Source organism: Candidatus Vagococcus giribetii, assembly GCF_017316185.1.
GTDB lineage: Bacteria > Bacillota > Bacilli > Lactobacillales > Vagococcaceae > Vagococcus > Vagococcus giribetii.
Genome location: NZ_JAFLVX010000014.1, coordinates 45,282 through 71,998, shown reverse-complemented (window position 1 = coordinate 71,998; position 26,717 = coordinate 45,282). Strand labels below are relative to the sequence as shown.

The 26,717-nt window shown below is 35.2% G+C and carries 27 protein-coding genes and 2 tRNA genes; 3 read left to right on the top strand and 26 right to left on the bottom strand.

The annotated features are described in order from the left end of the window. Position 1: 1 nt before the first annotated feature. The 4 genes from secA to DOK76_RS04615 all read right to left on the bottom strand — a co-directional run bounded on the left by secA (position 2) and on the right by DOK76_RS04615 (position 5,426). Positions 2 to 2,530, bottom strand: a complete 2,529-nt coding sequence (gene secA / locus DOK76_RS04630) for a preprotein translocase subunit SecA (protein WP_206965308.1) — start codon at positions 2,528 to 2,530, stop codon at positions 2 to 4. Positions 2,531 to 2,709: 179 nt separating this feature from the next. Beyond that, positions 2,710 to 3,264, bottom strand: a complete 555-nt coding sequence (gene hpf / locus DOK76_RS04625) for a ribosome hibernation-promoting factor, HPF/YfiA family (protein WP_206965307.1) — start codon at positions 3,262 to 3,264, stop codon at positions 2,710 to 2,712. 135 nt (positions 3,265 to 3,399) lie between these two features. Beyond that, the gene (locus tag DOK76_RS04620) at positions 3,400 to 4,101 is read right to left on the bottom strand and encodes a ComF family protein (protein WP_206965305.1); all 702 of its coding nucleotides are present in this window, start codon (positions 4,099 to 4,101) and stop codon (positions 3,400 to 3,402) included. Then, positions 4,098 to 5,426 (bottom strand): ATP-dependent helicase ComFA, encoded by a 1,329-nt coding sequence (locus DOK76_RS04615; RefSeq protein ID WP_206965303.1) that lies wholly within the window; start codon positions 5,424 to 5,426, stop codon positions 4,098 to 4,100. Before DOK76_RS04615 ends, DOK76_RS04620 begins: the two co-directional genes overlap by 4 nt. Before the next feature lie 100 nt (positions 5,427 to 5,526). Here DOK76_RS04615 and DOK76_RS04610 point away from each other — a divergent pair, with 100 nt between their 5' ends. Continuing rightward, complete coding sequence (locus tag DOK76_RS04610; RefSeq protein ID WP_206965302.1) at positions 5,527 to 6,453, top strand: alpha/beta fold hydrolase; 927 nt, start codon at positions 5,527 to 5,529, stop codon at positions 6,451 to 6,453. Positions 6,454 to 6,500: 47 nt separating this feature from the next. On the opposite strand, the gene DOK76_RS04605 is transcribed toward DOK76_RS04610, so the two are convergent. Beyond that, the gene (locus DOK76_RS04605; protein WP_206965301.1) at positions 6,501 to 7,049 is read right to left on the bottom strand and encodes a hypothetical protein; all 549 of its coding nucleotides are present in this window, start codon (positions 7,047 to 7,049) and stop codon (positions 6,501 to 6,503) included. Between the two features lie 54 nt (positions 7,050 to 7,103). Between DOK76_RS04605 and DOK76_RS04600 the strand changes: the two genes are divergently transcribed. Further along, complete coding sequence (locus tag DOK76_RS04600) at positions 7,104 to 7,742, top strand: YigZ family protein (protein ID WP_206965300.1); 639 nt, start codon at positions 7,104 to 7,106, stop codon at positions 7,740 to 7,742. Between the two features lie 47 nt (positions 7,743 to 7,789). On the opposite strand, the gene DOK76_RS04595 is transcribed toward DOK76_RS04600, so the two are convergent. After that, entirely contained in the window at positions 7,790 to 8,497 is a 708-nt protein-coding gene (locus DOK76_RS04595) for a GntR family transcriptional regulator (protein WP_206965299.1), read from the bottom strand. An 88-nt stretch (positions 8,498 to 8,585) separates the two neighbouring features. Next, positions 8,586 to 12,836 (bottom strand): 2-hydroxyacyl-CoA dehydratase, encoded by a 4,251-nt coding sequence (locus DOK76_RS04590; protein ID WP_206965298.1) that lies wholly within the window; start codon positions 12,834 to 12,836, stop codon positions 8,586 to 8,588. 179 nt (positions 12,837 to 13,015) lie between these two features. Here DOK76_RS04590 and DOK76_RS04585 point away from each other — a divergent pair, with 179 nt between their 5' ends. Then, positions 13,016 to 13,621, top strand: coding sequence for a TetR/AcrR family transcriptional regulator (locus tag DOK76_RS04585; protein ID WP_206965297.1), 606 nt, complete (start codon positions 13,016 to 13,018; stop codon positions 13,619 to 13,621). Positions 13,622 to 13,648: 27 nt separating this feature from the next. Here DOK76_RS04585 and DOK76_RS04580 read toward each other — a convergent pair whose 3' ends face one another. The 19 genes from DOK76_RS04580 to DOK76_RS04490 form a co-directional block, all read right to left on the bottom strand. Then, positions 13,649 to 13,816, bottom strand: a complete 168-nt coding sequence (locus tag DOK76_RS04580; RefSeq protein ID WP_206965296.1) for a hypothetical protein — start codon at positions 13,814 to 13,816, stop codon at positions 13,649 to 13,651. Positions 13,817 to 13,876: 60 nt separating this feature from the next. Then, positions 13,877 to 13,948 (bottom strand) — tRNA-Gln (locus DOK76_RS04575). Between the two features lie 8 nt (positions 13,949 to 13,956). Next, positions 13,957 to 14,037: transfer RNA gene (locus DOK76_RS04570), tRNA-Tyr, on the bottom strand. Between the two features lie 72 nt (positions 14,038 to 14,109). After that, the gene (locus DOK76_RS04565; RefSeq protein ID WP_206965295.1) at positions 14,110 to 14,340 is read right to left on the bottom strand and encodes a DUF2969 family protein; all 231 of its coding nucleotides are present in this window, start codon (positions 14,338 to 14,340) and stop codon (positions 14,110 to 14,112) included. A gap of 79 nt (positions 14,341 to 14,419) precedes the next feature. Beyond that, the gene (locus DOK76_RS04560) at positions 14,420 to 15,481 is read right to left on the bottom strand and encodes a DUF4097 family beta strand repeat-containing protein (RefSeq protein ID WP_206965294.1); all 1,062 of its coding nucleotides are present in this window, start codon (positions 15,479 to 15,481) and stop codon (positions 14,420 to 14,422) included. 2 nt (positions 15,482 to 15,483) lie between these two features. Beyond that, positions 15,484 to 16,176, bottom strand: a complete 693-nt coding sequence (locus DOK76_RS04555; RefSeq protein ID WP_206965293.1) for a helix-turn-helix domain-containing protein — start codon at positions 16,174 to 16,176, stop codon at positions 15,484 to 15,486. Positions 16,177 to 16,330: 154 nt separating this feature from the next. After that, entirely contained in the window at positions 16,331 to 16,981 is a 651-nt protein-coding gene (locus DOK76_RS04550) for a CBS and ACT domain-containing protein (protein ID WP_206965292.1), read from the bottom strand. Positions 16,982 to 16,984: 3 nt separating this feature from the next. Continuing rightward, complete coding sequence (locus DOK76_RS04545) at positions 16,985 to 17,695, bottom strand: ABC transporter ATP-binding protein (protein ID WP_206965387.1); 711 nt, start codon at positions 17,693 to 17,695, stop codon at positions 16,985 to 16,987. Next, complete coding sequence (locus tag DOK76_RS04540; RefSeq protein WP_206965291.1) at positions 17,683 to 18,465, bottom strand: ABC transporter ATP-binding protein; 783 nt, start codon at positions 18,463 to 18,465, stop codon at positions 17,683 to 17,685. The genes DOK76_RS04545 and DOK76_RS04540 overlap by 13 nt, the downstream gene beginning before the upstream one ends. Then, on the bottom strand, positions 18,443 to 19,411 hold the full coding sequence (locus tag DOK76_RS04535) for a branched-chain amino acid ABC transporter permease (protein WP_206965290.1): 969 nt from the start codon (positions 19,409 to 19,411) through the stop codon (positions 18,443 to 18,445). Before DOK76_RS04535 ends, DOK76_RS04540 begins: the two co-directional genes overlap by 23 nt. 9 nt (positions 19,412 to 19,420) lie before the next feature. Further along, positions 19,421 to 20,296, bottom strand: coding sequence for a branched-chain amino acid ABC transporter permease (locus DOK76_RS04530; protein WP_206965288.1), 876 nt, complete (start codon positions 20,294 to 20,296; stop codon positions 19,421 to 19,423). Positions 20,297 to 20,364: 68 nt separating this feature from the next. Next, positions 20,365 to 21,543, bottom strand: a complete 1,179-nt coding sequence (locus tag DOK76_RS04525; RefSeq protein WP_206965287.1) for an ABC transporter substrate-binding protein — start codon at positions 21,541 to 21,543, stop codon at positions 20,365 to 20,367. 125 nt (positions 21,544 to 21,668) lie between these two features. Beyond that, complete coding sequence (gene yidD, locus DOK76_RS04520) at positions 21,669 to 21,938, bottom strand: membrane protein insertion efficiency factor YidD (RefSeq protein ID WP_206965386.1); 270 nt, start codon at positions 21,936 to 21,938, stop codon at positions 21,669 to 21,671. Between the two features lie 82 nt (positions 21,939 to 22,020). Beyond that, a complete protein-coding gene (locus DOK76_RS04515; protein WP_206965286.1) occupies positions 22,021 to 22,200 on the bottom strand; it encodes a DNA-directed RNA polymerase subunit beta in 180 nt (59 codons plus the stop codon). A gap of 20 nt (positions 22,201 to 22,220) precedes the next feature. Next, complete coding sequence (murA, locus tag DOK76_RS04510) at positions 22,221 to 23,510, bottom strand: UDP-N-acetylglucosamine 1-carboxyvinyltransferase (protein ID WP_206965285.1); 1,290 nt, start codon at positions 23,508 to 23,510, stop codon at positions 22,221 to 22,223. A 107-nt stretch (positions 23,511 to 23,617) separates the two neighbouring features. Beyond that, positions 23,618 to 23,854, bottom strand: coding sequence for a DUF1146 family protein (locus tag DOK76_RS04505; protein ID WP_206965284.1), 237 nt, complete (start codon positions 23,852 to 23,854; stop codon positions 23,618 to 23,620). 72 nt (positions 23,855 to 23,926) lie between these two features. Next, a complete protein-coding gene (locus DOK76_RS04500; RefSeq protein ID WP_206965283.1) occupies positions 23,927 to 24,355 on the bottom strand; it encodes a F0F1 ATP synthase subunit epsilon in 429 nt (142 codons plus the stop codon). Between the two features lie 16 nt (positions 24,356 to 24,371). Then, entirely contained in the window at positions 24,372 to 25,775 is a 1,404-nt protein-coding gene (gene atpD / locus DOK76_RS04495) for a F0F1 ATP synthase subunit beta (RefSeq protein ID WP_206965282.1), read from the bottom strand. A 19-nt stretch (positions 25,776 to 25,794) separates the two neighbouring features. Further along, positions 25,795 to 26,712 (bottom strand): F0F1 ATP synthase subunit gamma, encoded by a 918-nt coding sequence (locus tag DOK76_RS04490; protein WP_206965281.1) that lies wholly within the window; start codon positions 26,710 to 26,712, stop codon positions 25,795 to 25,797. Between the last annotated feature and the right edge of the window lie 5 nt (positions 26,713 to 26,717).

Here is a 26,717-nt window from a genome sequence, read left to right as displayed (position 1 = left end):
TTTAAACTGGCTTACCGTGACAGTTTTTATATTTTTTACCGCTACCACATGGACATAAGTCATTACGGCCAACTTTTTCTTCGACTCTGATAGGCATTTTCTTACTATCAGAAGAAACAACACCTTGTTCTTCAGTTGGTTGAACTGCTTCTCCTTGAGCCACTTGTTCACGTTGAACATTTTGACGGATTTCAGCTTTCATGAATAAACGAGTTACTTCATATTCAATCGCACCAACCATGTCGTTAAACATTTGGTAACCTTCTGTTTGATAATCTACTAATGGGTTATTTTGACCATATGCACGTAAACCAATTGATTCTCTTAATTGATCCATTGCATCAATATGATCTGTCCATTTTGTATCAACAACTCTTAAAATAACCACTTTTTGGAATTCTAATAATTGTTCAGGGCTATCAAGAATTTCTACTTTTTCTTGGTAAAGTTCTTTTGCTTTTCCAAGAATAAAGCTCTTCATTTCTTCTGGTGTCTTACCTTCAAAATCAGCTAAAGAAATAGCGTCTTCATGAGTAATCGTTGCTCCAACGAAATCAACTAAGCCTTGTAAATTCCAATCAGCTTTTTCACCTTGTGTATGGCTTTCTACATAACGGTTAATCGTTCTTTCCACCATACCTAATAAAACAGCTTCTAAATCTGAATCAGATGTAATAACTTGGTTACGTTGACGATAGATAACTTCACGTTGTTCACGCATCACATCGTCATATTGTAACACATTTTTACGTGTATCGTAGTTGTTACCTTCAACACGTTTTTGTGCTGATTCAACTTGCTTAGTAAACATTTTACTTTGGATAACCGCATCTTCTTCTTCAAGGTTCATACGATCCAAGAATACTTTAATACGCTCTGAACCAAAACGTTTCATTAATTCATCTTCTAATGATAAGTAGAATTGTGTAACTCCAGGGTCTCCTTGACGTCCTGATCGTCCACGTAACTGATTATCAATACGTCTTGATTCGTGACGTTCTGTACCAATAACAGCTAATCCACCTGCTTCAATAACGCCTAAACCTAAACGAATATCCGTACCACGACCAGCCATGTTTGTTGCAATAGTAACTGCGCCTTTTTGACCAGCGTTCATGATAATTTCAGCTTCTTTAAAGTGATTTTTTGCGTTTAACACTTCATGAGGTACTTTTGCTTTTGTTAACATCTCAGAAATTAATTCTGATGTTTCAACGGCTACAGTACCAACTAAGACAGGTTGTCCTTTTTCATGACGTTCTTTAATATCCGCAACAACAGCCTTAAATTTACTTGTTAATGTTGGGTATAGTAAATCTGCTTTGTCATCACGAATAATTGGTTGGTTTGTAGGAATTTGAATAACTTGCATGTTATAAATTTCTCTAAATTCTTCTTCCTCTGTTTTCGCAGTACCTGTCATACCTGACAATTTTTTGTACATACGGAAGTAGTTTTGGAAGGTAATGTTAGCCATTGTTTTCGTTTCATCTTCGATTTCAACGCCTTCTTTAGCTTCAATAGCTTGGTGAAGACCATCAGAATAACGACGTCCGTCCATGATACGACCTGTAAATTGGTCAACGATCATTACTTTGCCATCTTGAACCACATAATCAATATCTAATAACATGATGTAGTTAGCTCTTAATGATTGATCTAAATAGTGAGTTAACGATGTGTTTTCAATATCATAAAGGTTAGCTACATCAAAATGTTTTTCAGCTTTTGAAATACCTTCTTCTGTTAAAGCGATTGTTTTTGATTGCACATCAATTTTGTAATCTTCTTCATTAACTAATGTTTTAATAAAGTTATCTGTACGGTTATACATAGCTGTTGATTTTTCAGCCTGACCAGAAATAATCAACGGTGTTCTTGCCTCATCGATTAAGATTGAGTCAACCTCATCAACAACAGCAAAGTTTAATGGACGTTGTACCATTTGTTCACGGTAAACAACCATGTTATCTCTTAAGTAGTCAAAACCTAATTCATTATTAGTTGAATAAGTAATATCACATGCATAAGCTAAACGTTTTTCTTCTGATGATTTTGAGTTGATGTTTAAACCAACTGTTAAACCTAAGAAGTTATATAACTCACCCATTTCACTCGCATCACGTGTTGCTAAGTACTCATTAACCGTTACAACGTGTACACCTTCTCCAGATAAGGCATTTAAATAAACAGGCATAGTCGCTGTTAATGTTTTACCTTCCCCTGTTTTCATTTCAGGAATACTACCTTCATGTAAGACGATACCACCCATAATTTGTACTTTGTATGGGAATAGTCCTAATACACGTTTGGCTGCTTCACGAACAACTGCAAACGACTCTGGTAATAAATCATCTAATGTTTCACCTTTTTGGTAACGCGCTTTAAATTCTTCTGTTTTTGCCTTTAAAGCTTCGTCACTTAACGACTCCATCTGGTCCTTTAATACTTCAACTTTTCCAGCTAAAGCTTCCAAACGTTTTAAATCTTTTTTATCATTTTCAATTAATTGTTTCAAAAAATTTGCCATGAATGAAATCTACTCCTTATATATAATCATTTGATATCAATTATCATTATTTATTGTTCAAAAAAAATAAATGAGTTCATCTCACATATTTTATCATTAGTTGCCACAAAATAAAACTCTTTTAGCTAGAAAAGGGCGATAAAAAAGAGCATGTGGCTTACCACATGCTCTTTTCTTGATTAATTTGTTTCGATTAAACCGTATTTGCCATCTTTACGACGGTAAACAATGCTTGTTCCATTTGTTTCTGCATCTTCAAAGATAAAGAAATTATGTCCTAACATGTTCATTTGTAATACAGCTTCTTCACTATCCATAGGTTTTAATGACAGACGTTTAGTTCTTACGATTTCTAAATCAGGTTCTTCATGAACTTCTACATTTTCTGTATTAAAAATCGCAGCAGCTGTCGCTTGATCTAGATTTGTTTCTCTAGATTTACGATTAATTTTAGTTTTGTATTTTCTGATTTGTCTCTCTAATTTATCTACTACTAAGTCAATACTAGCATATAGATCTGGAGATGTTTCCTCAGCTCTCAACACTAAGTATGGTAATGGAATTGTTACTTCTACTTTAGCTGTTTTGTCTGAGTAAACCTTTAAATTAACGTGAGCTGTTGATTCTGGAACGTTAGTAAAATATCTTTCTAATTTCCCAATTTTTTTCTCAACGTATTCTCTAATGGCTTGAGTAACCTCAATGTTTTCTCCGCGTACATTATATCTAAACATACTAATTACCCCTTTCGTCTATCACTCAAAGAGAAAGAATAGAAGGACCACTCTCTTACCTCTCTCTTCTTACTACTATTATAACTAACTAATAGACAAATGACAATTCAGTTTGGTAAAAAAACGCTTCATATTTTATCTTGAAAGAGAAAATGACCGTATTTCTTTAGGTTTGTAAGGTAAAAGACAATCATAAGCATGCAGTATAGTTCTTCCTGTCGTATAAACATCATCAATTAATAGTATTTTCTGTCCCTTTATCTTTCTTTTTGCTTTGTTTGAAATAAAAAAAGGTTGTTTTGAAGCTAAGCGCTCTTCTTTTGATTTTTCAGATTGAGAAACTAAGGTCTCTTTCTTAGACATCATTGAAGTAAATGGAATATCACTACTCATTAAAAGCCTCTCAACTTGATTAAAGCCTCTTTTTCTTAGTTTTTTCTTAGATAATGGAATTGGAACAATTATAAAACCTGCTTGTTGATAACTCCTTAATCCTTCTTGAATATCTGAAGCAAAAACACGACTTAAATGAATATCTCCTAAAAATTTATAGTGTTGAAAATAAGCTTTCATTTTTTCATTATAAGAAAATAAGTAATCATGTTTTAATGAAAATGTTTTTAGTTGCTTCTCCCAGTCATGACAATCATCACAAATGTTTGAATCAACTGCTAACTCTTTTTGACAATATTGACAGTGAAAAACTTCTTTATTTAACCTAGATAATTCTTTAGAACAACTTAGACAATACTCATTAAAGACAACTGGGCTAAACCTCAATAACTGAGACAAAGAAACTTCTTTTGTTAATGGACTATGACAAAAACCACACTTCATTTAAACCCTGCTTTCTGATTCATCTCATTGATTTGTTTAATAGCTTGATTCATATGACGTGTTTTACCTTGATGAATAAAAGACACTTGTCCTGTTGGGTAATCAGCTTTTCTCCCCACGCGTCCTGCTATTTGAACTAGACTGGCTGTATTAAATACCGGATGCTCAGCTTCAAGAACAATGACATCTATATTAGGAAAAGTCACACCTCTTTCAAGGATAGTCGTGCAAAGAAGCCAATCAATCTCCCCTTTTCTCATAGATAAAATCAACTCTTCTCGGTCTTCTTTACTTGCATGAACATAAGCAATTTTTTTCTCTGGAAACTGTTGTGACATTAACTTAAAACACCTTTTCATTCTCTCGATATTTGGCAAAAAAATGAGACACTGTCTTTTTTGCTCTCTTAATAATGACTCTAGTACCTTTGGGAGTTTGCCTTTTGACAATTTCTTCTTAAGGAAAAAATCAAAGTAACACACAGGAACTGGCAACGAATGTTGATGGTAACGTTTAGACAGAGATTCCGTCATCAGTTCTTTTTTCTCAACTTGTTGCAACAAATTTTGGCTAGGTGTTGCTGTTAAGTAAACAAGAACACTCCTTTTTTTCAAGGCTTTCTTTACCCCGTTTTCTAGCATTTGATTACCGGCGTAAGGAAACGCATCTACCTCATCAACCACAATTAAATCAAAAGCTTCTTCAAACCTTAACAATTGATGAGTAGTCGCCACGACAAAGCTTGTATAACAATAAGGCTCATTTTGTTTACCATATAGAAGAACCATCTCTTCTTGATTAAAAGCTTCTTGAAAACGAGGGAAAAGTTCTAGACATACATCAACTCTTGGAGACACCACAGCGACTCGACTTCCCTGTTTTAACGCATAATGAATAAGTGGAAAAAGCATCTCTGTTTTACCAGCTCCAGTTACTGCATGGACTAAAAAGTGTTGATGCTTTTTATAAGCTTTTAACAAACAACAAGAGAGTTGTTTCTGGCTCTTGGTTAATGTTCCTTCCCAGGAAAAAACAACTGCTCTAGGTTTTCTTTTTTTCTCTTTCATTGAATACAGTGTTTTACGACTCTCAATCCTGCCCAATAAAATACATTGATCACAATAATAGAAGGAATGCTTCTTTTGACTGATACAAGACTGTGATGTCGTTGATTTACTCAAACACCTCTGACAAATCACTTGATTACCTGATACGATCATTCCTTTTTGTTTCTTGATGTTTGAAGACTCTAATGCGTCGTGATACATCTGCGGAATTTCTTCTTTTAGTAATTTTCTCCCTTTAAGGTACTCTTCTATCCCCATAAATCACCTCTTCAAATAAAAAATACGCGGAACTCTTTTTTGTTTTTTAGAAATAGACTATAATGGACTATAGCTAACTTGAAGAGAAAGGATGTAACAGATGAAAAAATATTTTGTTATCGAATCAATGGACGAGAAAACAGATTTGAATGGTGTTATTTGGCAACCTGAAAGTAACAAAGCACCCAAAGCCATCCTTCAAATCATTCATGGTATGGCAGAATACATCGAAAGATACGATGAATTTGCGACATTTTTAAATCAAAATAATATTTTAGTTGTTGGACATGATCACCTAGGACACGGAGACTCTGTAGACATAGAATCCCCTCAATATGGTTATTTTGCTAAAGGTGAGAGTGCAGAAATTTTAGTTGAAGACACATTCCAAATTACTAACTACATCAAAAAAAGATACCCACACATTCCCTTATTTATTTTAGGGCATAGCATGGGCTCATTTGTTTTAAGAAATTATTTGAAATCTCATTCAACTATGGTTGATGGTGCTGTCTTAATGGGAACTGGTGGTAAACGCGAAGAAGTCCAGATGACTAAGCGTCTACTAAAGGGACTTAATACCATTAGTCCAAAAGTAGTAAATTCTGCTTTTCATCATTTATCCTTTAGTAGCTTTAATAAAAAAATTAAGCAACCCGGCTCATCAAATGCTTGGTTATCTAAAAACGAAGATAATGTAGTAGCTTATGATCAGGATCCAAAATGCGGATTTGTCTTTACAAATAATGGCTTTTTTACTCTAATCAGTCTAATCGATGGGGCAACTCAAAAAAATTGGTTCAAAACTATTCGACCAGACTTACCTATTTTAATTGTTAGTGGGGAAAAAGACCCCGTTGGTAATTACGGTAAAATCCCAAGAAAAGTAGCTGTGGATTTAAACGATCATTTCTTTTCAGATGTGACGTTAAGACTTTACCATGATTTACGTCACGAAATTTTAAATGAAGTTGAAAAAGATGATGTGATGAATGATATCTATGATTGGTTAACGAATCATTTATAAAAAAGGCCCGACATAAGAATGACCTTCTCTGTCGGACCTTTTATTTTTTATTTTAGTAACTCAAATGTTCCTAACATTGTTTCTAATTCATCTAGTACTTCTTTACTTGGTTTTTCTTGACTTGTCCAAGCAGCTAAATTTACAAAATAATCTTTTGTTTCAATCAAATGTGTTTTGTAAATTAAGGGACGATCCTTAGCATCTTTCATGGTAAAGCTTAACGTATAGCAATCTAACTTGTTAATCGTTTCTTTTTTAGGTTCTTCTAGAATAATAGCTTGTCCTTCTTCTAGCTTTTTCACGAAAGAATCCTTATAAGCATCTAATGATGAATGATTCTCTTCAAAACCAGCAGTCATGAAAGACTTAATATCTTTATTCCCAACAAGAAAAGCAATACTATCATCCTCATTTGGGTATTTAATCCAACCATCTAGTAAACGAAAACGGTAGTCATGTTGATCAATTGAAAAAGTATACATAAGAGCACTTTCTGGATCAGTTGCTTTCTTTTCTTTTTTAGTTGTTTCGTTGCTACAACTTACTAGGAATAGTAATGACAGTAAGCTTAACCATAATAATATTTTTCTTTTCACTTGTGACACCTCTTCTTTATTTAACACAAATCAACTAACCCTAGGAGGCTAATTATGTTATCTCAATACTATACCATAAAATCAGATGGACAATTTGAAATTGTCATAAAAAAATCCCGTTTCATCTGTACTTTAAAACGAATTGAAACGGAAGATGAAGCAAAAGAAATCATTCAATCCATCAAAAAGGAACATTGGAAAGCCACTCATAATTGCGTAGCTTATGTCTTAGGTGACACACAACAAATCCAACGTTCAACTGATGACGGGGAACCAAGCGGTACGGCAGGAATCCCCATGTTAGAAGTGTTAAAAGTAAAAGAACTTCGCAACGTACTTGCGGTTGTTACCCGTTACTTTGGTGGAACTGAACTTGGTGCAGGTGGTTTAATTAGAGCCTACAGTAGCGCTGTGGCTGAAACAATTCAACACGTCGGCTTAGTTAAAGGAGTGCTGCAACAAGAAGTCATAGTAACTATTGACTACCCACTTCATGGAAAAGTCACTCACTTTTTAGAAATGAATCCTGATTATCATCTAAAAGAAACTGACTTTACTGATAAAGTAACCTTAACTATTATGGCTAATGAAGACGCCACTTCTTCTCTAGAGCAACAACTGATTGATCTCCTTAGCAATCAATGTCTCATCGAATTAGGCGAAACAGATTACGTTGAAATTCCTATTCATTAAAAAGGACTATGACATAAGTTTTCTTACGTCATAGTCCTTTTGTTTTTTTATTTTTCTAAATAAAACTCAAAGCGCTCACCTACATATTGGCTTCTTACATATTCAAAAGGTGTGCCATCTTCAAAATAAGATATTTGGCTTAATCTTAAAATAGCTTCGCCTCTTTTTATATCAAGGAAATGAGCAATTTTTTCAGACGACACAACAGCTGAAATCTGTTGTGTTGATTTACCAATTGGTGAAGGTCCTTTTTTACCTAACACGTGGTATAACGACGTCGTAATTTCTTCTTTTTCAAAATCAGAAACTAATTTATAAGGAATACTTGCCACCTCAAAGCAAATTGGTACATCATCTGCGTAACGAATACGTTCCATTTTTAAGATGTCTTCTTTTTCAGTTAATTGCAATTTTTCCATTTCACTTGAACTTGGCTTTGTCACAAAATAAGAAATAGTTTTACTTGAAGGTGTACCACCTTGTTCCTTTATAATATCAGAAAAACTAGTTGTACCAATCATGGTTTCTTGAACTTTTTTTCTAGCGACATAAGTTCCTGAACCAATCTTTCTCTCAAGAATTCCTTCGTCAGCCAAAGTTTGAATGGCTTGTCTTAATGTCATTCGACTAACATTGAACTTTTCAGATAATTCTCTTTCAGATGGTAGACGGTCACCTACATGCCACTTGCCTTCTTCAATCTCCGTTTTAATTTGATCATGAATTCTTAAATACACAGGTAGTTTAGAGACCATATTCAACCACTTTCCTCTCTTAATTCTATATCACATTATAACTGGTATAGACAAAGGATACAACTTATTTTCTGATATTCTTCCATTTTTAGTCAATCTGTACAGTTTGTTGTAAATTCTTTTCAGCCGTAGCTAACATCAAACGAATTCGGTTAAGTTGATTCACAACGGAGACTCCAGGATCATAATCAACTGCCGTTATATTGGCCATCGGATAGCGATGTCTTAACTCTTTCATCACGCCTTTTCCAACAACATGATTTGGTAAACAACCAAAGGGCTGCATACAAATAATATTAGGCACATCGTGATTGAGTAAATCAATCATCTCTCCTGTTAAAAACCAGCCTTCCCCTGTGTGATTACCAATCGATAAAATTTGACTCGCTTCTTCAGCTAAAGCCTCAATGGCGGTAATGGGTGTAAATCGTTGAGATTGTTTAAACGCTTCATTCATCGGCTTTTCACACTGTTCAATTAACTTAATTGCAAACTGAGCCACCCATTTCGATTTTTTGCTAAATCCTAAATGATTATATTTCCAAATAGAATTGTACAGAGAATAATTCATAAAGCCAATAATACCTGGTACCACCGCTTCGGCTCCTTCTCTCTCAAGAATAGCTACAATATCATTATTGGCTGTAGGTGAATACTTGACTAAAATCTCTCCTACAACACCTACTTTTGGTTTAACCTCTTGATTAAGAGGAATAGTATCAAACTCACGAACAATCTGTTTCATATTCTTTTTGAATTGCTTGAAAGAACCTTTCTCAACACTTAACTTAACTGTTTCTAACCATTTATCATGTAGTCGATTAACAGCTCCTGATTCTACTTCATAGGGTCTGGTTCGGTAGACAACTTTTTCAAAAAGATCCCCATATAAAAAGGCAACTGCCACACGTTTCATTAAAGGCAAACTCATTTTAAAGCCTGGATTTGATTCAACTCCTTGGTTACCAAGAGAAATTGAGACAACTGGCACATCAGGAAAACCCGCATCTGTTAAAGCTTTCCTTAGTAGAGGAATGTAATTAGTGGCACGACACCCGCCACCTGTTTGTGTTAGCATAACGCTCGTATTCTCCACATCATATTGACCTGATTGCAGCGCTTCAATCAACTGACCAATTGAAATAATCGCTGGATAACACGCGTCATTATTCACATACTTAAGCCCTACATCGATAGCCTCCTTATCTTCACTTGGAAGACACACAACATTATAGCCACTAGCTCGTAATGCGACATCGACTAAGCCCTTTTGATGAATTGGACTTAGCATAGGCAGAAGTAAGGTATGTGTTTTTCGCATATCTTTAGTAAATACAACTTTACTTGGCTCTTCAAATTTCTTTTTCGGAACGACTTGAGCTTTTTCTCTTTCTTTAATCGCTGCTTTTAATGATCGTAACCTAATTCGAACGGCCCCTAAATTTGATCCCTCATCAATTTTTAAAACCGTGTATAGACGGCCATACTGAGCCATAATTTCTTCTACTTGGTCTGTTGTCACTGCATCTAAACCACAACCAAAAGAATTAAGTTGAACTAACTCAAGATTAGGCATTTTTGCCACAACTTTAGCAGCCGCGTATAGACGAGAATGATAAACCCATTGATTCACCACACGTAAATTCTCCACATCTCCAAGATGAGAAATACTATCTTCTGTTAAGACATGGAATCCTTCTTGCGTAATAATATTGGCAATACCGTGATTGATTTCTGGATCCACATGGTACGGTCTTCCTGAGAGGACAATTGCTTTTTGATTGTTTTGGTGGAGCTTCTCAAGTAATTTTTCGCCACGTTTTTGTAAGTCTGCTTTGTACTTATCAAGTTCCTTAAAGCCATGTAAAACAGCTTCTTTCATTTCTTCATGAGAAAAACTATAGTCAGAAAAAGCTATTTGAAGTTGCTTAATAACAGATTCTTCATCTGCCAAATTAAGATAAGGATTTCGGTAATCGACTTTTCCTTCTCGAATCGCGTCCATATTATTTTTAATCACATCAGAATAACTTTGAATAATCGGGCAGTTAAAATGATTGTCTGCCTTTATATCTTCAATTCGCTCATAAACCACGCCTGGGTAAAAGATGACATCCACCTTATCTTGAATCAAGGACTCAATATGACCATGAACCAGTTTAGCTGGATAACACACAGTATCACTTGGGATTGTCTCAATCCCTTTTTCATACAATTCTTTATCAGATTTTGGTGATAAGACTACTTTAAAGCCTAAATCAGAAAAAACAGTATGCCATAGGGGATAATTTTCATACATGTTCAACACCCGTGGAATACCTAAGGTGCCGTATTTAACCTGATCATCCTTTAACGCTCGATATTTGAATAAGCGTCGGTATTTATAGTCCACTAAATTCTCATAACGAGGCCCCTTTTTCTCTTTCTTTCTCGTTCCACGTTCACAACGATTTCCAGTCACAAATTCACGACCATCTGAAAATATAGTCACTGTCAATTGGCAATTATTCTCACATAAACCACAAACAGAGAATGATTTTTCTGAAGTTAGTTCGTCCATCTCTTTCAAACTAAGTAAACTACTCAAAGCATCATCTAAACTATACTCCTCACAAGCAATCAAGGCAGCTCCAAAAGCTCCCATTAAGCCTGAAATACTTGGCCGAACCACTTCTCGCTCACTAATCAACTCAAAAGCTCGCAAAACAGACTCATTGTAAAAAGTCCCACCCTGACAGACAATCACATCTCCTAATTCTTCAGATTGTTTCATTTTAATAACTTTATATAAAGCATTTTTAATGACAGAATAAGCTAATCCTGCTGATATATCTCCTGGAGTTGCTCCTTCTTTTTGAACTTGTCGTACTTTTGAATTCATAAAAACTGTACAGCGAGATCCTAAATCCACAGGCGTTGGTGAAGCTACGGCAGCTTTAGCAAAGTCTTCAATCGAGTAATTCAAGCTTTTAGCAAATGTCTCTAAAAATGAACCACATCCTGAAGAACAAGCTTCATTCAATTGAATGGACGACAATGCACCTGATTCAATGGTCATCGCCTTCATATCTTGGCCACCAATATCCAAAATAAAATCAACACCAGGGGCGAAGAAATTCGCAGCTTTGTAATGAGCTACTGTTTCCACTTCTCCAATATCTACCTTTAAAGCGTGTTTTATCAAATGCTCACCGTAACCTGTCACAGCTGTTTTAGCGACATAACAATCAGTAGGAAACTCTTGATAGATTCGATTTAATACCTCAATCGTTGTTTCTAAAGGTCGACCTTCATTATTACCATAATGGCTAAATAACAGTTGAGACTCATCTCCAATAACAACTACTTTTGTGGTCGTTGAACCCGCATCAATTCCAATAAAAACAGGGCCTTCATAACTAGAGAATGCTTGCGTGTTAACATCTTTTTGGTTATGACGATTTCTAAAAGCAAGCAACTCTTCCTCATCTTTGAATAAAGGAGGTAAACAATCTTCCATACCTAAAGACTCTTTTGTTGAAAAGGCTAAACCATCAATTAAATCAGCTAACAAAATCGGTTGTTCTTGGTTAACTGACAAGGCAGCTCCTAGAGCAACAAATAATTGAGGTTGACTAGGAAAAATCACTTGATCCTCTTCTAATTCAAGTGTTTTAATAAATCGTTGTCTGAGTTCACTCATGAAGAAAAGCGGTCCACCTAAAAACGCCACTTTCCCTTTGATTTTTCTACCAGAAGCTAAACCAGCTATTGTTTGGTTGACGACAGCTTGAAATACACTTGCAGCAATATCTTCTCTTCTTGCACCCTCATTTATTAGTGGTTGAATATCCGTTTTAGCAAAAACACCACAACGAGAGGCTATTGGATAAATTCGTTGATGAGATTTTGCTAGTTCATTCAAACCATTGGCATCTGTCTCTAATAGGCTTGTCATCTGATCTATAAAAGCACCTGTCCCGCCAGCACAACTCCCATTCATCCGTTGTTCAAGAGAGCCTTCAAAGAAAGTAATTTTAGCGTCTTCTCCGCCTAACTCGATAGCCACATTTGTTTCAGGGATTAGCGTTTCTACTGCCTTTGTTCCTGCAATCACTTCTTGCACAAAAGCCACATCTAATAACTCAGAAAGTCCCATACCACCTGAGCCTGTCATCACTAATTTATATTTATTATTTTTCCCCAGCTCACTCTGGATATCTGTTAACACATTAATAGTTGCTTGTTTAATATCTGAGTAATGACGCTGATAGGTTGAGAAAAGTACCTTATTTTCATCGTTAAGCACAACACATTTGACAGTTGTTGATCCGACATCAATTCCAATTCTTAATACCATTTATTTATCAGCCCTTAATTGAATTTAATTCAACACCTTGTTGATTATCTTACAAAGTGTTTGATATACTATATAGTATATCTTATGCTTGTTTGAAATAATTTCAATCATCAATCGAGACTTATTTGTGATTTAAGCAACAAACTAATCTCATTTGTTGTTTATTAAAGGAGAAAAATATGAAAAAAAAAGACATACGCGTCATCCGCACAAAAAAAATGATTATTGAGTCCTTTTTACAGCTAGTTAGTCAAAAAGGATATGAAGCTGTTACTATTCAAGATATCGCCAATGAGGCCATGATTAATCGGGCGACTTTTTACGCTCATTTCAAAGACAAACCAGACCTTTATGATTACATTATGGAATTTGCCATTGAAAACCTCATCCATATTTTAGATGCTAGCCAACTAAATAATGATCAGTTGGTAAACTTACACTCCATTGAAAAAACCTTAACTCGTGTATTCACCATGATCAAAGAGCAACAAGGATTCTTCATCATTCTAACTGAAGGTAGTTCTAGTGAAATATTTCGAAAAAAAATATCACATGTCCTAACAGATATGTATCAAGATACCTTCTCCAAATTAAAAATTACAGAAAACGATATAGAAGTCCCTATGAGTTTCATTATTGAGTATATGACTTCTATCTTTATGGGAACTGTTCATTGGTGGGTCACAACTGATTCAGACTTTTCTCCTAGCCACATGGCAAGATTAGTCATCAAACTAGTTGGAAACGGACATCTAACAGTTTTAGGAATTGATATTGTCAAATAAAAAAGCAAGTCTAGACTTGCTTTTTTATTAATAGAGCTTGGCTTGCCATTTACGGCTATTTTCTTTTTGATGATTCTTACTTGTCTCAACACTTATAAAAGGGACTGTTTCTTTGACATTTCCTACAACATCATTTGCTTTTAATATATCACGGTAATTCATATATTGTTCTTTTAGCTTATTTGTTAAATCCATCAAGATAACTTCCTTTCTTTTATAAAATAAAAAAGCTAACTTAATAGTTAGCTTTGATGACTGGGCTAGCTGGATTCGAACCAACGAGTGACGGAGTCAAAGTCCGTTGCCTTACCGCTTGGCTATAGCCCAATAAAAAATGGAGGGGGGCAGATTCGAACTGCCGAACCCGAAGGAGCGGATTTACAGTCCGCCGCGTTTAGCCACTTCGCTACCCCTCCAGCTAGTCGTGTTAAAAACCCGACTTCATAATCATACATAATTTGTTATAAAAAAGCAAGAACTTTTTGAAATTAATTATGTAAATTCCAATTTCTTAAAACTTCTTCATAGCCTTCATCCATTGTTTTTGTATAACCAACTAAACTATCATCAGCTTTCACTTCAAATTTAGCATCTTCCATTGCGATTACTTCACCAATCATCTTTTTACCAATAAACAATTGATGGCACGCTATTTTTTCACCGTCTTTTAAGATTTCTTCTTCTCTAATCTCTACCTCAACAGGTTTGTTTTTTCTCATTATATTCACCTCTTATCTCTCAACCTATTGAGGATAGCATATTTTTACACGTTTGTTAAGTCAAAAAATAGGGTGCTTTTTAATAAAAAGTTTCAGTTATTTTAATATTGGCATTCGTGGTCTGAAGATTTAAATTAACTGAAGAAGGTGACGTGTCATAGTCATAAGTTTTTGCAACAAGATATCCTTTGTCTCTTGCTCGAATTCTCAAGTCACTTCTATCTGTTATAATCGCTCCACGTTTAGTGGCTCCACTAATTTGATAAGACACATCTTGTTGATCAGGTAATAGCACTTCTATATTAGCATTTGTTGTGCGACCTTCTATTTCGTATCTTCCTCTTAAATCAATCGTGGTTAAATCAATCCATAAATTAGCATTTTTAGTTTCATAGTAACTTTTAGTAATGCCACTGTCTTGTAAGAAAATCATCGCATTCGATGTTTTAAACTCTCCCTCAAAAGCAAACGTATCATTAACAACAATCTTAGCGTTAGTAGTCGTCACATCTAACACCTTACTTTGAACTTGTTTGACTGTCACATCGCTATTTTTAGTCGCTGCAATCAAACGCTCACTAATACAACCTCTTATTGAAATAGGTGCATTCTTAGTCAAGACACCAATTTCTTTTGCTTCTATCCCTCTCAAATCAACAGGTGCATTACTATTTTCAATATAAATCAGTCCAAGCATTTCCTCTGGAACATAAATATCACAACCTAAATGCTTCACACCATGAACATTGTAATTAAGCACATAAACATTGTCTTGTTCCACAAAGGTAATCATTGGATTATTGTTTCTTGTCGCTTTGTACCATCCCTTAATATCAATCGTTGATTTTTGATGGGTCATCACATTAATTTGACTATTTTTCCCGATAACTCTTAGTTCAGCTATTTGACTTTTGCGAACTGGTTCAGAAAAAGAAAAACGATAGTCACTTTGCCCAAAGAAATCAAAGGGTAGATTAGGTGGTGTTATTTCTACTTCTCTTGCTAATGGCTCTGGTTCACTTGTTTTCTTTTCCGTTGTTTCATGGGCAATTAATTCAAGTAAATCTAACGCTTGCGCTTGTGTAATAACTTGATCTTTAAGCATGTCTAGTACTTTCTTTTTCTTTTCTTCTCTATTCATCATTAATCCTCCTCAATTGATTGTAATGCTATTTGTTGATCTTTCGTAAAAAAGGGTAAAAAGGCATCTATTTCTTCTATGAAAGGTTCTTGACATAAACAGACATCTATTAGTGATTGCTTTTGGCTGTGCGTTAAGAATGGTAGCAATTCTTCTAAAAAAGACATGTTTTTCTCTTCTAAAATATGAACCAACACTTTGCTTCGTATTTCTTTAGACATCATAGGAATCAGTTGCTCCAACCCCTGATAACTTTTAGTTTTTAAAAGCGTTGTAATGACCACTTCCTTGAGAGTCTGAGATAAATAAAAATAAATATCTTCTATTAAGATATCCGTTCCTTCTACTTCTAGTAACTTCATCATAAACACTTCTTTTTCTTCTCTGGTTAAAAAGGTAAAAAAATCAAAATGACTAATCAACTCTCTAATACTTGCCATATCTGTTAGTTGAGTTAATAACTCATCAAAATCCTCTGTTTCTGATTTTTCAGGTAAGGTCTCCCATAAGCTAGCAATTGAAATATCAAATAAATCAGCAATTTGTGGGACAAGTGAAATATCAGGCATCGACTCACCACGTTCCCACTTTGAAACAGCTTGAGGGGTAACAAATAGTTGTGACGCCATTTCTTGTTGAGTTAAGTGATTTATTTTTCGGTATTTCTTTAAATTCTGACTAATCGCCGTTTCCATGATCAACCTCCCTCTTTAATGATTTCATCATAGCAAGCTTTTTGCATTTGAACAATCAACTACTGGTTTAGTTGGCCAAAAAAATAGGTTGATAAAAAATATAAGACTGTCACATAAGTAAAATAACTTCATGTGACAGTCTTATTAACAAGTATTAACGATTAACGGTTTTGATAGATGAAATAACTTGGTATCCAGATTCTTCTAATACTTCTTGGATATGTTGGCTATCCTCTGAAGTAGTTTGGATTACAATTACTGGCTCCTCCTTATGACGATACACCACAATTTGAATGATGTTTAAATGATTCTTTGAAAATATTTCTGTTAGTTTTGCTAAAACACCTTCCTCATCATGAGAAATACTAATTGAGACACGAGTGCCTGGTTCTCGGTACCCTGTAATATTTAAGAAGGCATCAAAGATATCATTATTAGTAATGATACCAACAATCTCATTCAGTTGATTTAACACAGGTAAAACATTAACTTTGTTCATTCTCATTTTAAAAATAGCATCTTCTAAAAGACAAGCCTCTTTAATCGTCTGAACTTCTTTAATCATGACATCATCTACAGTGGTTTTATTCAATAAATAATTGGCTTCATATACACTTAAACTAGTTGCCTTTGACGGCATGGCTTCTTGGATTGTTCCTTCTGTAATTAAACCAACCAATCGTTTATTTTCAACAACTGGCAAACGATGAATATCGTGTTGCTTCATTAATTCCACTGCATCAAAAATTTTGGTGTTTTTTTCGGTCGTCACTAACTCTTCTGACATGTAATCTTTGACTAACATAGACTATCCTCCTAAATACGCTTTTTGAATATCTGGACTATTTAACAACTCTTGCCCACTACCTTCTAATACAATCTTGCCGGTTTCTAATACATAGCCACGATCTGCAATACTTAAAGCCATTTTGGCATTTTGTTCAATCAGTAAGACTGTCGTTCCTTGTTGATTTATCTCTTGGATAATCGAAAAAATTTCTTTAATAAAAATAGGCGCAAGCCCCATAGACGGCTCATCAAGTAATAATAACTTAGGACGAGACATTAAAGCTCTGCCCATAGCAAGCATTTGCTGTTCTCCTCCAGATAACGTCGCAGCATCTTGATTTTTTCGTTCCTTTAAAATAGGAAATCTTTGAAAAACAGTATCTAAAATAGCTTGGCTCTCTTTTTTATTTTTATATAAAAAGCTACCTAACTCTAAGTTTTCCATTACGGTCATACCCGTAAAAACATGACGACCTTCTGGTACTTGCACCAATCCCTGATTTACAATTTTTGGAGACGTTTCTTTTTCAATGGCTTTGCCTTCAAAATGAACACTGCCTGAACTTGGTCTCACTAATCCAGAGATAGTTCTTAAAATCGTTGTTTTACCTGCTCCGTTTGCTCCAATGAGACTTACAATCTCACCTTGCTTCACCTCAAAACTAACTTCCTTAACTGCCTGAATCATGCCGTAATGAACAGACATTTTATCAACTGTTAACATGTCAATTCACCTCCTAAATATGCTTCTATTACTCGTTTATTTGTTTTGATTTCTTCTGGTTCACCTTCAGCGATTAATTGGCCATACTCTAACACATAAATTCGTTCGCAAACATCCATTACAAGGGACATGTCGTGTTCTATTAGAAGAATAGTCAAGTCAAACTCTCTTTGAATTTTCTTAATCAACTCTGTCAGCTCCGCAGTTTCTTGAGGATTCATTCCTGCAGCAGGTTCATCTAGAAATAAAATACTCGGATCAGTTGCTAAAGCACGAACAATTTCTAATCGACGCTGTTCTCCGTAAGAAAGATTTTTAGCTTTTTCTCCTTCTTTATCAAGTAGATCAAAAATCGCCAACAAGTCTCTTGCTTGGTTTTCCATTTTTTTCTCCATTTGATAGTACTTAGGTAATCTCAAGATACCTGTTAAAACGCCAACTTTCTCCTTACCTGTCATCGCAATTAAAACATTATCTAAAACAGAAAGTTCTTTAAACAGTCGAATATTTTGAAAGGTTCTTCCTAATCCTAAATTAGCAATTTTATAAGGTTTAATGCCATTTAAACGTTCTTCTTTTCCCTCTTTTTCAAAGAGAACATCTCCTTCACTTGGCTCGTAAACACCTGTCAACAAGTTAAAAAGAGTTGTCTTACCAGCTCCATTCGGCCCAATTAGGCCAACTAACTCATTCTTTTCTAAATGAAGAGATACATTAGACACAGCAGCAAGTCCACCAAAGTTTTTGGTTAAATTATTTACTTTTAGAAGTGACATTAGTCAACCCTCCCTTATTAAATAATCTTTTAAAAGATAACTCTTTTGTTCCAAGTAAGCCCGATGGTTTGAAAATCATGATGATAACTAAAGCTAAGGCATAAATGATCATTCGTAGTGCCCCAGCGTCTTGTAAGAACATATTCAGAAAACCTAATACTAAGGCTGCAATAAAGGTTCCAGTGATACTTCCTACACCACCAAATACCACAATGATTAAAATATCGATTGATTTCATGAAGTCAAAATTACCAGGGACAATCGTTTGAATGTAGCTTGCGTATAAGCCACCAGCAACAGCTGCAGTCATAGCACCAATCACAAAAGCCACCACTTTATATTTCGTTGTATTAACTCCCATCGATTCCGCTGCAATTTCATTTTCTCTAACAGATAAAGTTGCTCTTCCAGCTGGACTATTAATAAAGTTAGTTGTAATGAGCGTGGTGATACAAACAATAACGTACACCATTGACCAAGTTACAAATGGCGTAATACCAAACAGTCCTGCTGGTCCATTTGTAATACTATCTAAATTCATAATTAAACTACGAATAATTTCTGCTACACCTAACGTGGCAATTGCTAAATAATCACCTGATAAACGTAACGTCGGAATTCCTACAAGTAATGCCACAATTCCTGAAACAAGAGCACCAACTAAAAGACCGCTTAAAAAGCCTGTAAACGTAGGTGTTTTCATTGAAAGAATCGCTGTTGCATAGGCTCCAATAGCCATAAAACCAGCATGACCTAAAGAAAATTGACCAGAAACTCCAATCACTAAGTTCAGTCCTACTGCTAAAATAATATTTATTCCAATCATCACTAATGTATTCTCAATAACTGGAGTCATAAATCCTGTAGAATAACTCACAGCCAGAATAATAAATCCTGTGACCATTAAGCCTAGCCAAGACATATTAACTTTTAAATTTTTTCTCATATTAGTCACCTACACTTTTTCTTTGACATTTTTCCCAAGAAGTCCAGCCGGTCTTACCAGTAAGACGATAATCAAAATAGCATACACAACAGCATCTCGGTAAGCAGTAAATCCTAAAGCACTGACAAAGGTTTCAATGATACCAATGGCAAACCCTCCAAGAGCAGCACCAGGGATAATACCAATCCCACCAAATACCGCGGCAATAAACGCTTTAAGTCCAGGAGCTACTCCCATCATAGGATCAATACTATTGTAGTAAAGACCAATTAACACGCCTCCTGCTGCAGCTAAAGCTGAACCAATGGCAAAAGTAAATGAAATAGTATGATTTACATTGATTCCCATTAACTGAGCGGCATCTGCATCAACACTCACCGCTCGCATTGCTCTACCCATTTTCGTATACTTTACAATCACTTGTAGTAAAATCATCAAAATAATTGATGTACTTAAAATCATTAATTGGATTTTACTAATAACAAAAATACCTAAATCATAATTGGTATTATCAACAATCTGAGGAAAAGGCCTTGTATCTGCCCCAATAAAATAGATCATTAAGGATTGAATTAAAAAAGACACACCAATTGCCGTAATAAGAGCTGCAATTCTGGTTGATTTTCTTAAAGGACGGTACGCTAAAAATTCAATTAGCACACCTAAGCAAGCACAGATTGCCATCGAAATGATGAGTGTTGGAATCAAACTTAATTTAAATTGATTCGTGACGTAGTAACCAACGAAGGCTCCCACCATATAAATTTCTCCATGGGCAAAGTTGATTAGCTTAATAATGCCATACACCATGGTATAGCCTAATGCTAACAAAGCGTAAATGCTTCCTAATGACAGCCCATTTATTAGTTGCTGAAATACATCCATTTGAGTTGACCTCCTCTTTCATAAAAAAAGTAAGGGTGCTTCAACGTGCCCCTTACTTTCAACCATTCTTATGGGTTTACCACATCTGCTGACGTTTCTTCACCAGCTGTTAATCCAATAACAACTGCTGCTTTTTCTGGGTTATGATTTTTATCCATACTCATTTTTCCTGTTACACCTTCAAAGTCTTTTAAGTTAGCCAGTTCTGCTGTGATTTTTTCACCATCGACTTCACCAGCTTTATCAATTGCCTCTGCTAACATATAAACAGAATCATATGCTAAAGCGTTAAATGAGCTTGGTGTTTTGTTGTATTTTGCTTTAAAGGCATCTGTAAATTCTTTTACTTTATCTGAACTAGGTGCTTTGTCAGAGAAATGAGCTGTGTAATAGATATTATTCATGTTACCTTTACCAGCAATATCGACAAGCTTTTCATCTGAGAAGCCATCAGCACCAAGAATCGGTTGCTCAATTCCCATCTCGCGAGCTTGTTTAATAATTAAACCAGCTTCTTCGTAATAACCAGGTAAGTAAATAAAGTCAAAATCTTTATCCTTGATTTTTGTTAAAATCGCTTTAAAATCTTTGTCTTTTTGATTGAATTTTTCGTCAGCAATAATTTCTCCTGTAAAGGTATCTTTAAATGACTTAGTTAACCCTTTAGCATAATCACTTGATACATCACCAATCACTACAGCTTTTTTAGCATTTAAATTGTTCATCGCATAATTCGCCAAGATAACCCCTTGGAAAGAATCTTGGAAACACGCTCTAAAAATAAATTCTTGAACTTGATCATTCACCACAGTAATAGCATCATCTGTTCCTGATGGTGTAATAACAGGCACTTTAGCTTTTGTTACATTAGGAATCTGAGCTTTTGACGCTCCTGATGTTGCTGGTCCAATAATCGCAGCTACATGTTCTTTTGTTGTTAAGTTAGCAGCTACTGCAGCGGCTTCTGCCGTATCTGACTTATTATCTTTAACAACTAATTCAATTTTTTTACCATTAATGCCTCCCTTAGCATTAATCTCTTCAACAGCTAACTCAATACCATCTTTTTCCTGTAAACCATAGGCAGCTACTCCACCTGAAAGTTCTAAGTTGACACCAATTTTAACTGTATCTGAACTAGCTTGTTTATCTGAGCTATCTTTACTTGCTCCTCCTCCACCGCCTGGAGCTCCACAAGCTGATAGAAGCATAGCACTCGCAAATAACATACCTACAAATTTTTTCATAAAAAATCCCCCTTTAACCTTTTAATTATTAGTATTTTTTAATTAAGATGTTTATAACTATAACCAAGTTCTAATCTAATGTCAACAGAATATTCAGACAATTCAAACAAAAAAAGAAAACAAGATTATTTCTTGTTTTCTTTACGTGTATAAGGTCCTGTATATCTCTCATCGTAATTGCGTTTTAATGAAAACTTTCTAGGTACATAATCAATACCACCTTTAACAAATGGATGGCATCTTAAAATACGACTAGTCCCCATTGCAACACCTTTAAAAGCACCATGACAATTAATAGCATCAATCATGTATTGAGAGCACGTTGGATGATACCGACAACTTCTTGGAAACATCGGTGAGATAAACTTTTGATAAAACCTCACTGGTGCGATCATTATTTTTTTAAACACTAATTTCTCATCAACTTTCTAAAAAGAGCATAAAAGAGGCAAACCATCTCTAGTTAGCCTCTTACTATTACTTAACAAAATCTAATATATGTTGCCAAGTTGCTGGTTTAAAGGCCTCGGAAGAGTCTCCTTTTCCAACCACAACATACCCAAGATAAATACCAACAAAAAATAAAATAGCAAGTATAACTAGGGTTAATATAACAAGTGATAATTGTGATAACACACGTTTCGTGATACTACTCATCTCATTTCCCCTTTACTTGATTATTTTACTAAAACTTCTTCAACTTGAGTTTCATTAATTCGTTCAACATCTGCACCTAGTGCTTGCAATTTTTTATGGAAGTTATAGTAACCTCTGTCTAAGTATTCTAAATGATGAACACGTGTTTCACCATCTGCTACTAAACCAGCGATTACTAAAGCTGCTGCTGCTCTTAAATCAGTAGCAGATACTTCTGCTCCTTGAAGTTCAACAACACCATCAATATAAGCCACATTACCAGAAATTCTAAACTTAGCTCCCATACGTGTCATTTCTTCTAAATGTTGGAATCTGTTTTCAAAAACTGTTTCAGATAACACACTTGAGCCACTAGCTAGTGTCATTAAGACACTCATTTGAGCTTGCATATCAGTTGGGAATCCTGGATGTGGTAATGTTTTAATGTCTGCTGGACGTAAAACATTTGGGCCAATAACACGAATACCTTCAGCCTCTTCTTGAACTGTTACACCCATCTCAATTAATTTTGAAATAAGTGGACGATTGTGTTCCATGATACCATGCTTAATTAAAATGTTACCACCAGTAACAGCAGAAGCCACCATAAATGTTCCCGCTTCAATTCTATCTTGAACAACTGAATGTTCAGTACCTTTTAAAGAAGAAACTCCTTCAATACGAATTGTTTCTGTACCAGCACCCACAATTTGAGCACCCATTTTATTTAAGTAGATCGCCAAATCAACAATTTCTGGTTCTCTAGCAACGTTTTCAATCACTGTTGTTCCTTTGGCTTTTACTGCAGCCATCATGATATTTTGAGTTGCTCCAACACTTGGAAAATCAAGATAAATTCTTGCTCCCTTAAGTTCTGTTGCTTTAGCTTCAATGTAACCATTTGTTTGCGTAATCTCAGCACCTAACGCTTCAAAACCTTTTAAATGTAAATCAATAGGTCGTTGACCAATCGCACACCCACCTGGCATAGCGACTTTAGCATGTCCTGTACGAGCCAATAAAGGTCCCATTACAACAATTGACGCACGCATTTTACTTACATACTCAAACGGTGCTTCGTTTTTTAATGTTCTTGTAGCATCAATTGTAATTGTATTTTGTTCTTGGTTAAAATCAATATCAGAATTTAAATGTTTAATCACATTATTCATCATAAACACATCTGATAGGATAGGAGCGTTTGTAATAACTGTTTCACCTTGATCTGCTAGTAAAGCACCGGCTAAAATCGGTAATACGGCATTTTTTGCTCCTTCTATTGTCACTTCACCTGACAGCTTATTTCCGCTGTGAACTCTTATGTATTCCATTGTTCAACCTCCGAATATTTCTCGAATTCATATTAAATCTCAACCATTATAACACGGTAGTATACAAAATGGTATTTTTTATTATTATTCTCATTTAACACTCAAGTTTAGTTAAAAGCACTTTGAATTAAATCTCTTGTTAAGAACATAACTTCCATAAAAAAGTTACTTGCATTATAGCCAATAACAATGGCTAATAAAACAAAAACAGTTCTCACTTGTTTGTAGTACTGTTCACCTTTCTTAAATAAAAGATCCAATCTAGTTGATTGAAGTCCCCAAAACGCTAAATAAATAAAAGCAAAGTGACAAAAAATTCTTACTAACACATCGATTCCGTACACGGGTCGACCACCTTTCTTGTTTCTTTTATAAGTTTACCGAGTTAAAAGAAAAAGGTAAAGAGCTTTCGCCCTTTACCTTTTTTTATTAGCTACATTTAAACGATTGATAGCTCTCGTAAGCGCTACTTCAGCTCTCGATAAATCAATATCATGATTGTCTTGAGTTTTCGCTTGCTCAATTTTCTTAAGCGCGCGTTTTTTAGCTTCTTCAGCACGTGAAATATCAATGTCTTCTTCAGTTTCAGCACTGTTGGCAATAATTGAAACTACATTATCTCTAATTTCAATAATACCACCATTCACAGCAATCCAATCTGATGTTCCTTCTTTTTCACCAACTAAATCAATACGTAACGCATCAATTTTTAAAGGTGAAATAAGAGGAGCATGTCTAGGTAAAACACCTAAAGATCCTGCTTCAGTACTTGCAACTAAAAACTTAGCTTCATGATCATAAATCACTCCACTAGGAGTCACTATATTTACAACGAAGGAACCCATTAGTTATTCCTCCTTCTTAGTAACCTAATTTTTCAGCTTTTTCAATAGCTTCTTCAATACGTCCAACACTTCGGAAAGCTTCTTCTGGTAAGTTATCATGTTTACCATCTAAAATCTCTCTAAAGCCTTTAATCGTTTCTTCTAAAGGAACGTAACTACCTGGTTGACCTGTGAATTGCTCAGCCACGTGGAAGTTTTGAGATAAGAAGAATTGAACTCTTCTGGCACGTCCAACGATAACTTTCTCTTCATCAGATAATTCGTCCATACCTAAGATAGCGATAATATCTTGTAATTCTTTATAACGTTGTAGTAAACGTTGTACTTCAGTTGCAACTTGGTAATGCTCTTCACCAACGATACTTGGTTCAAGGGCACTTGATGAAGATGCTAATGGGTCTACCGCAGGATAAATACCCATTTCTGATAAACGTCTCTCAAGGTTGGTTGTTGCATCTAAATGGGCGAAAGCTGTTGCCGGAGCCGGATCCGTATAGTCATCGGCTGGTACATAAATCGCTTGGATAGATGTAATCGAACCATCTTTAGTAGATGTAATACGTTCTTGTAATTGTCCCATTTCAGTAGCAAGAGTTGGTTGGTAACCAACGGCAGAAGGCATACGACCTAAAAGGGCTGACACTTCTGAACCTGCTTGAGTAAAACGGAAAATATTATCAATGAATAATAATACATCTTGTTTTTCTTCATCACGGAAATATTCCGCCATTGTTAAACCTGTTAAGGCAACACGCATTCTCGCTCCAGGCGGCTCATTCATTTGTCCAAATACCATGGCTGTTTTATTAATAACGCCAGAGTCTTTCATTTCAAAATAAAGGTCATTTCCTTCACGAGTTCTTTCACCAACACCTGCGAACACTGAAATACCACCAAGTTCTTGAGCGATGTTGTTGATAAGTTCCTGGATTAAAACGGTTTTACCTACTCCGGCACCACCGAATAGTCCTACTTTACCACCTTTTAAGTAAGGGGCAAGTAAATCGATTACTTTAATACCAGTAATTAAAACTTCAGTTTTTGTACTTAATTCTTCATACGTTGGTGCTTCTGTATGAATACTTGTTTTTTTCATTGTTTCAGGAAGTGCTTCACCTAAGTCAATAGTTTCACCTAAAACGTTAAATACACGTCCTAAAGTTTCTTTACCGACAGGCACACTAATTGGTGAACCAGTGTGTAATACTTCCATTCCACGTTGTAGTCCATCTGTTGATTCCATGGCGATAGTTCTTACGACACCATCTCCCATTTCAATAGTTGTTTCAAGAACAACTTTTTGCTTGTTTTCTTCTTTATAAACAATCAACTCATCGTTAATATCTGGTAATGATTGGTCTAAAGGAAAAGCCACATCAACAACGGGACCGATTACTTGGACAATTTTTCCAATTTTCATCTTTTATAATTCCTCCCCGTTAATCTTCTAAAGCTGCTGCACCACCGACGATTTCTGTAATCTCTTCAGTAATTGCTGCTTGACGTGCCCTATTAAAGGTAATCGTCAAATCATCAATAATATTTTCTGCATTATCTGTCGCACTCTTCATTGCTGTCATACGAGCAGCATGTTCAGCAGTCTTAGAATCTAACACTGCTCCGTAGATTAAACTCTCAGCGTATAGGGGCAGTAATGTATTCAAAATTGCGTCTTCAGACGGCTCTAAAATATAATCTTGTTCATAAGCTGTTGCTTCTGTTGAATCCAAATCTTGGATTGGTAACATTTTTTCTGCTCTAAATGCTGAAGATAATGTATTAACATGATGGTTGTAACACACATATAATTCATCAAAAACTTCATTATTATACATTTGAATCGCAGAGTTAACAATCTTACGAATTTCGTTATAAGTTGGATGATCACTAAGTCCTCTTAACTCATAAGCTACTGGTATATCACGGTGTTTAAAGAAGTTAGCTCCTACACCACCAATAGTCATAATGACTACTTCATTTTGATCTGCATGATCTTGACGAAGTATCTCTAGAGTATTTTTAATAACTGAACTATTATATCCCCCTGCAAGCCCTTTATCTGAGGTAATAATTATATAGCCTGTTTTTTTAACTGGACGAGCAATTAACAGTTTATGGTACATTTCCATGCTATCTTCAAAACTAGAAAAATCAGCTTTTTCAATTGCTTTTAATTGCGAAGACGCTAAATGAGTTGTTATGCTTCTTACCTTCATCGCATACTCTTGAAAACGTCTAGATGATTGTTCAGATTTTGTCAATTTGGAAGCAGCTACCATACGCATAGCACTTGTTATTTGACTCGTCTTTTTAGTTGAAGCTATTCTCTTCTTTATATCAATAAGGGAACCGCTCATGCTCA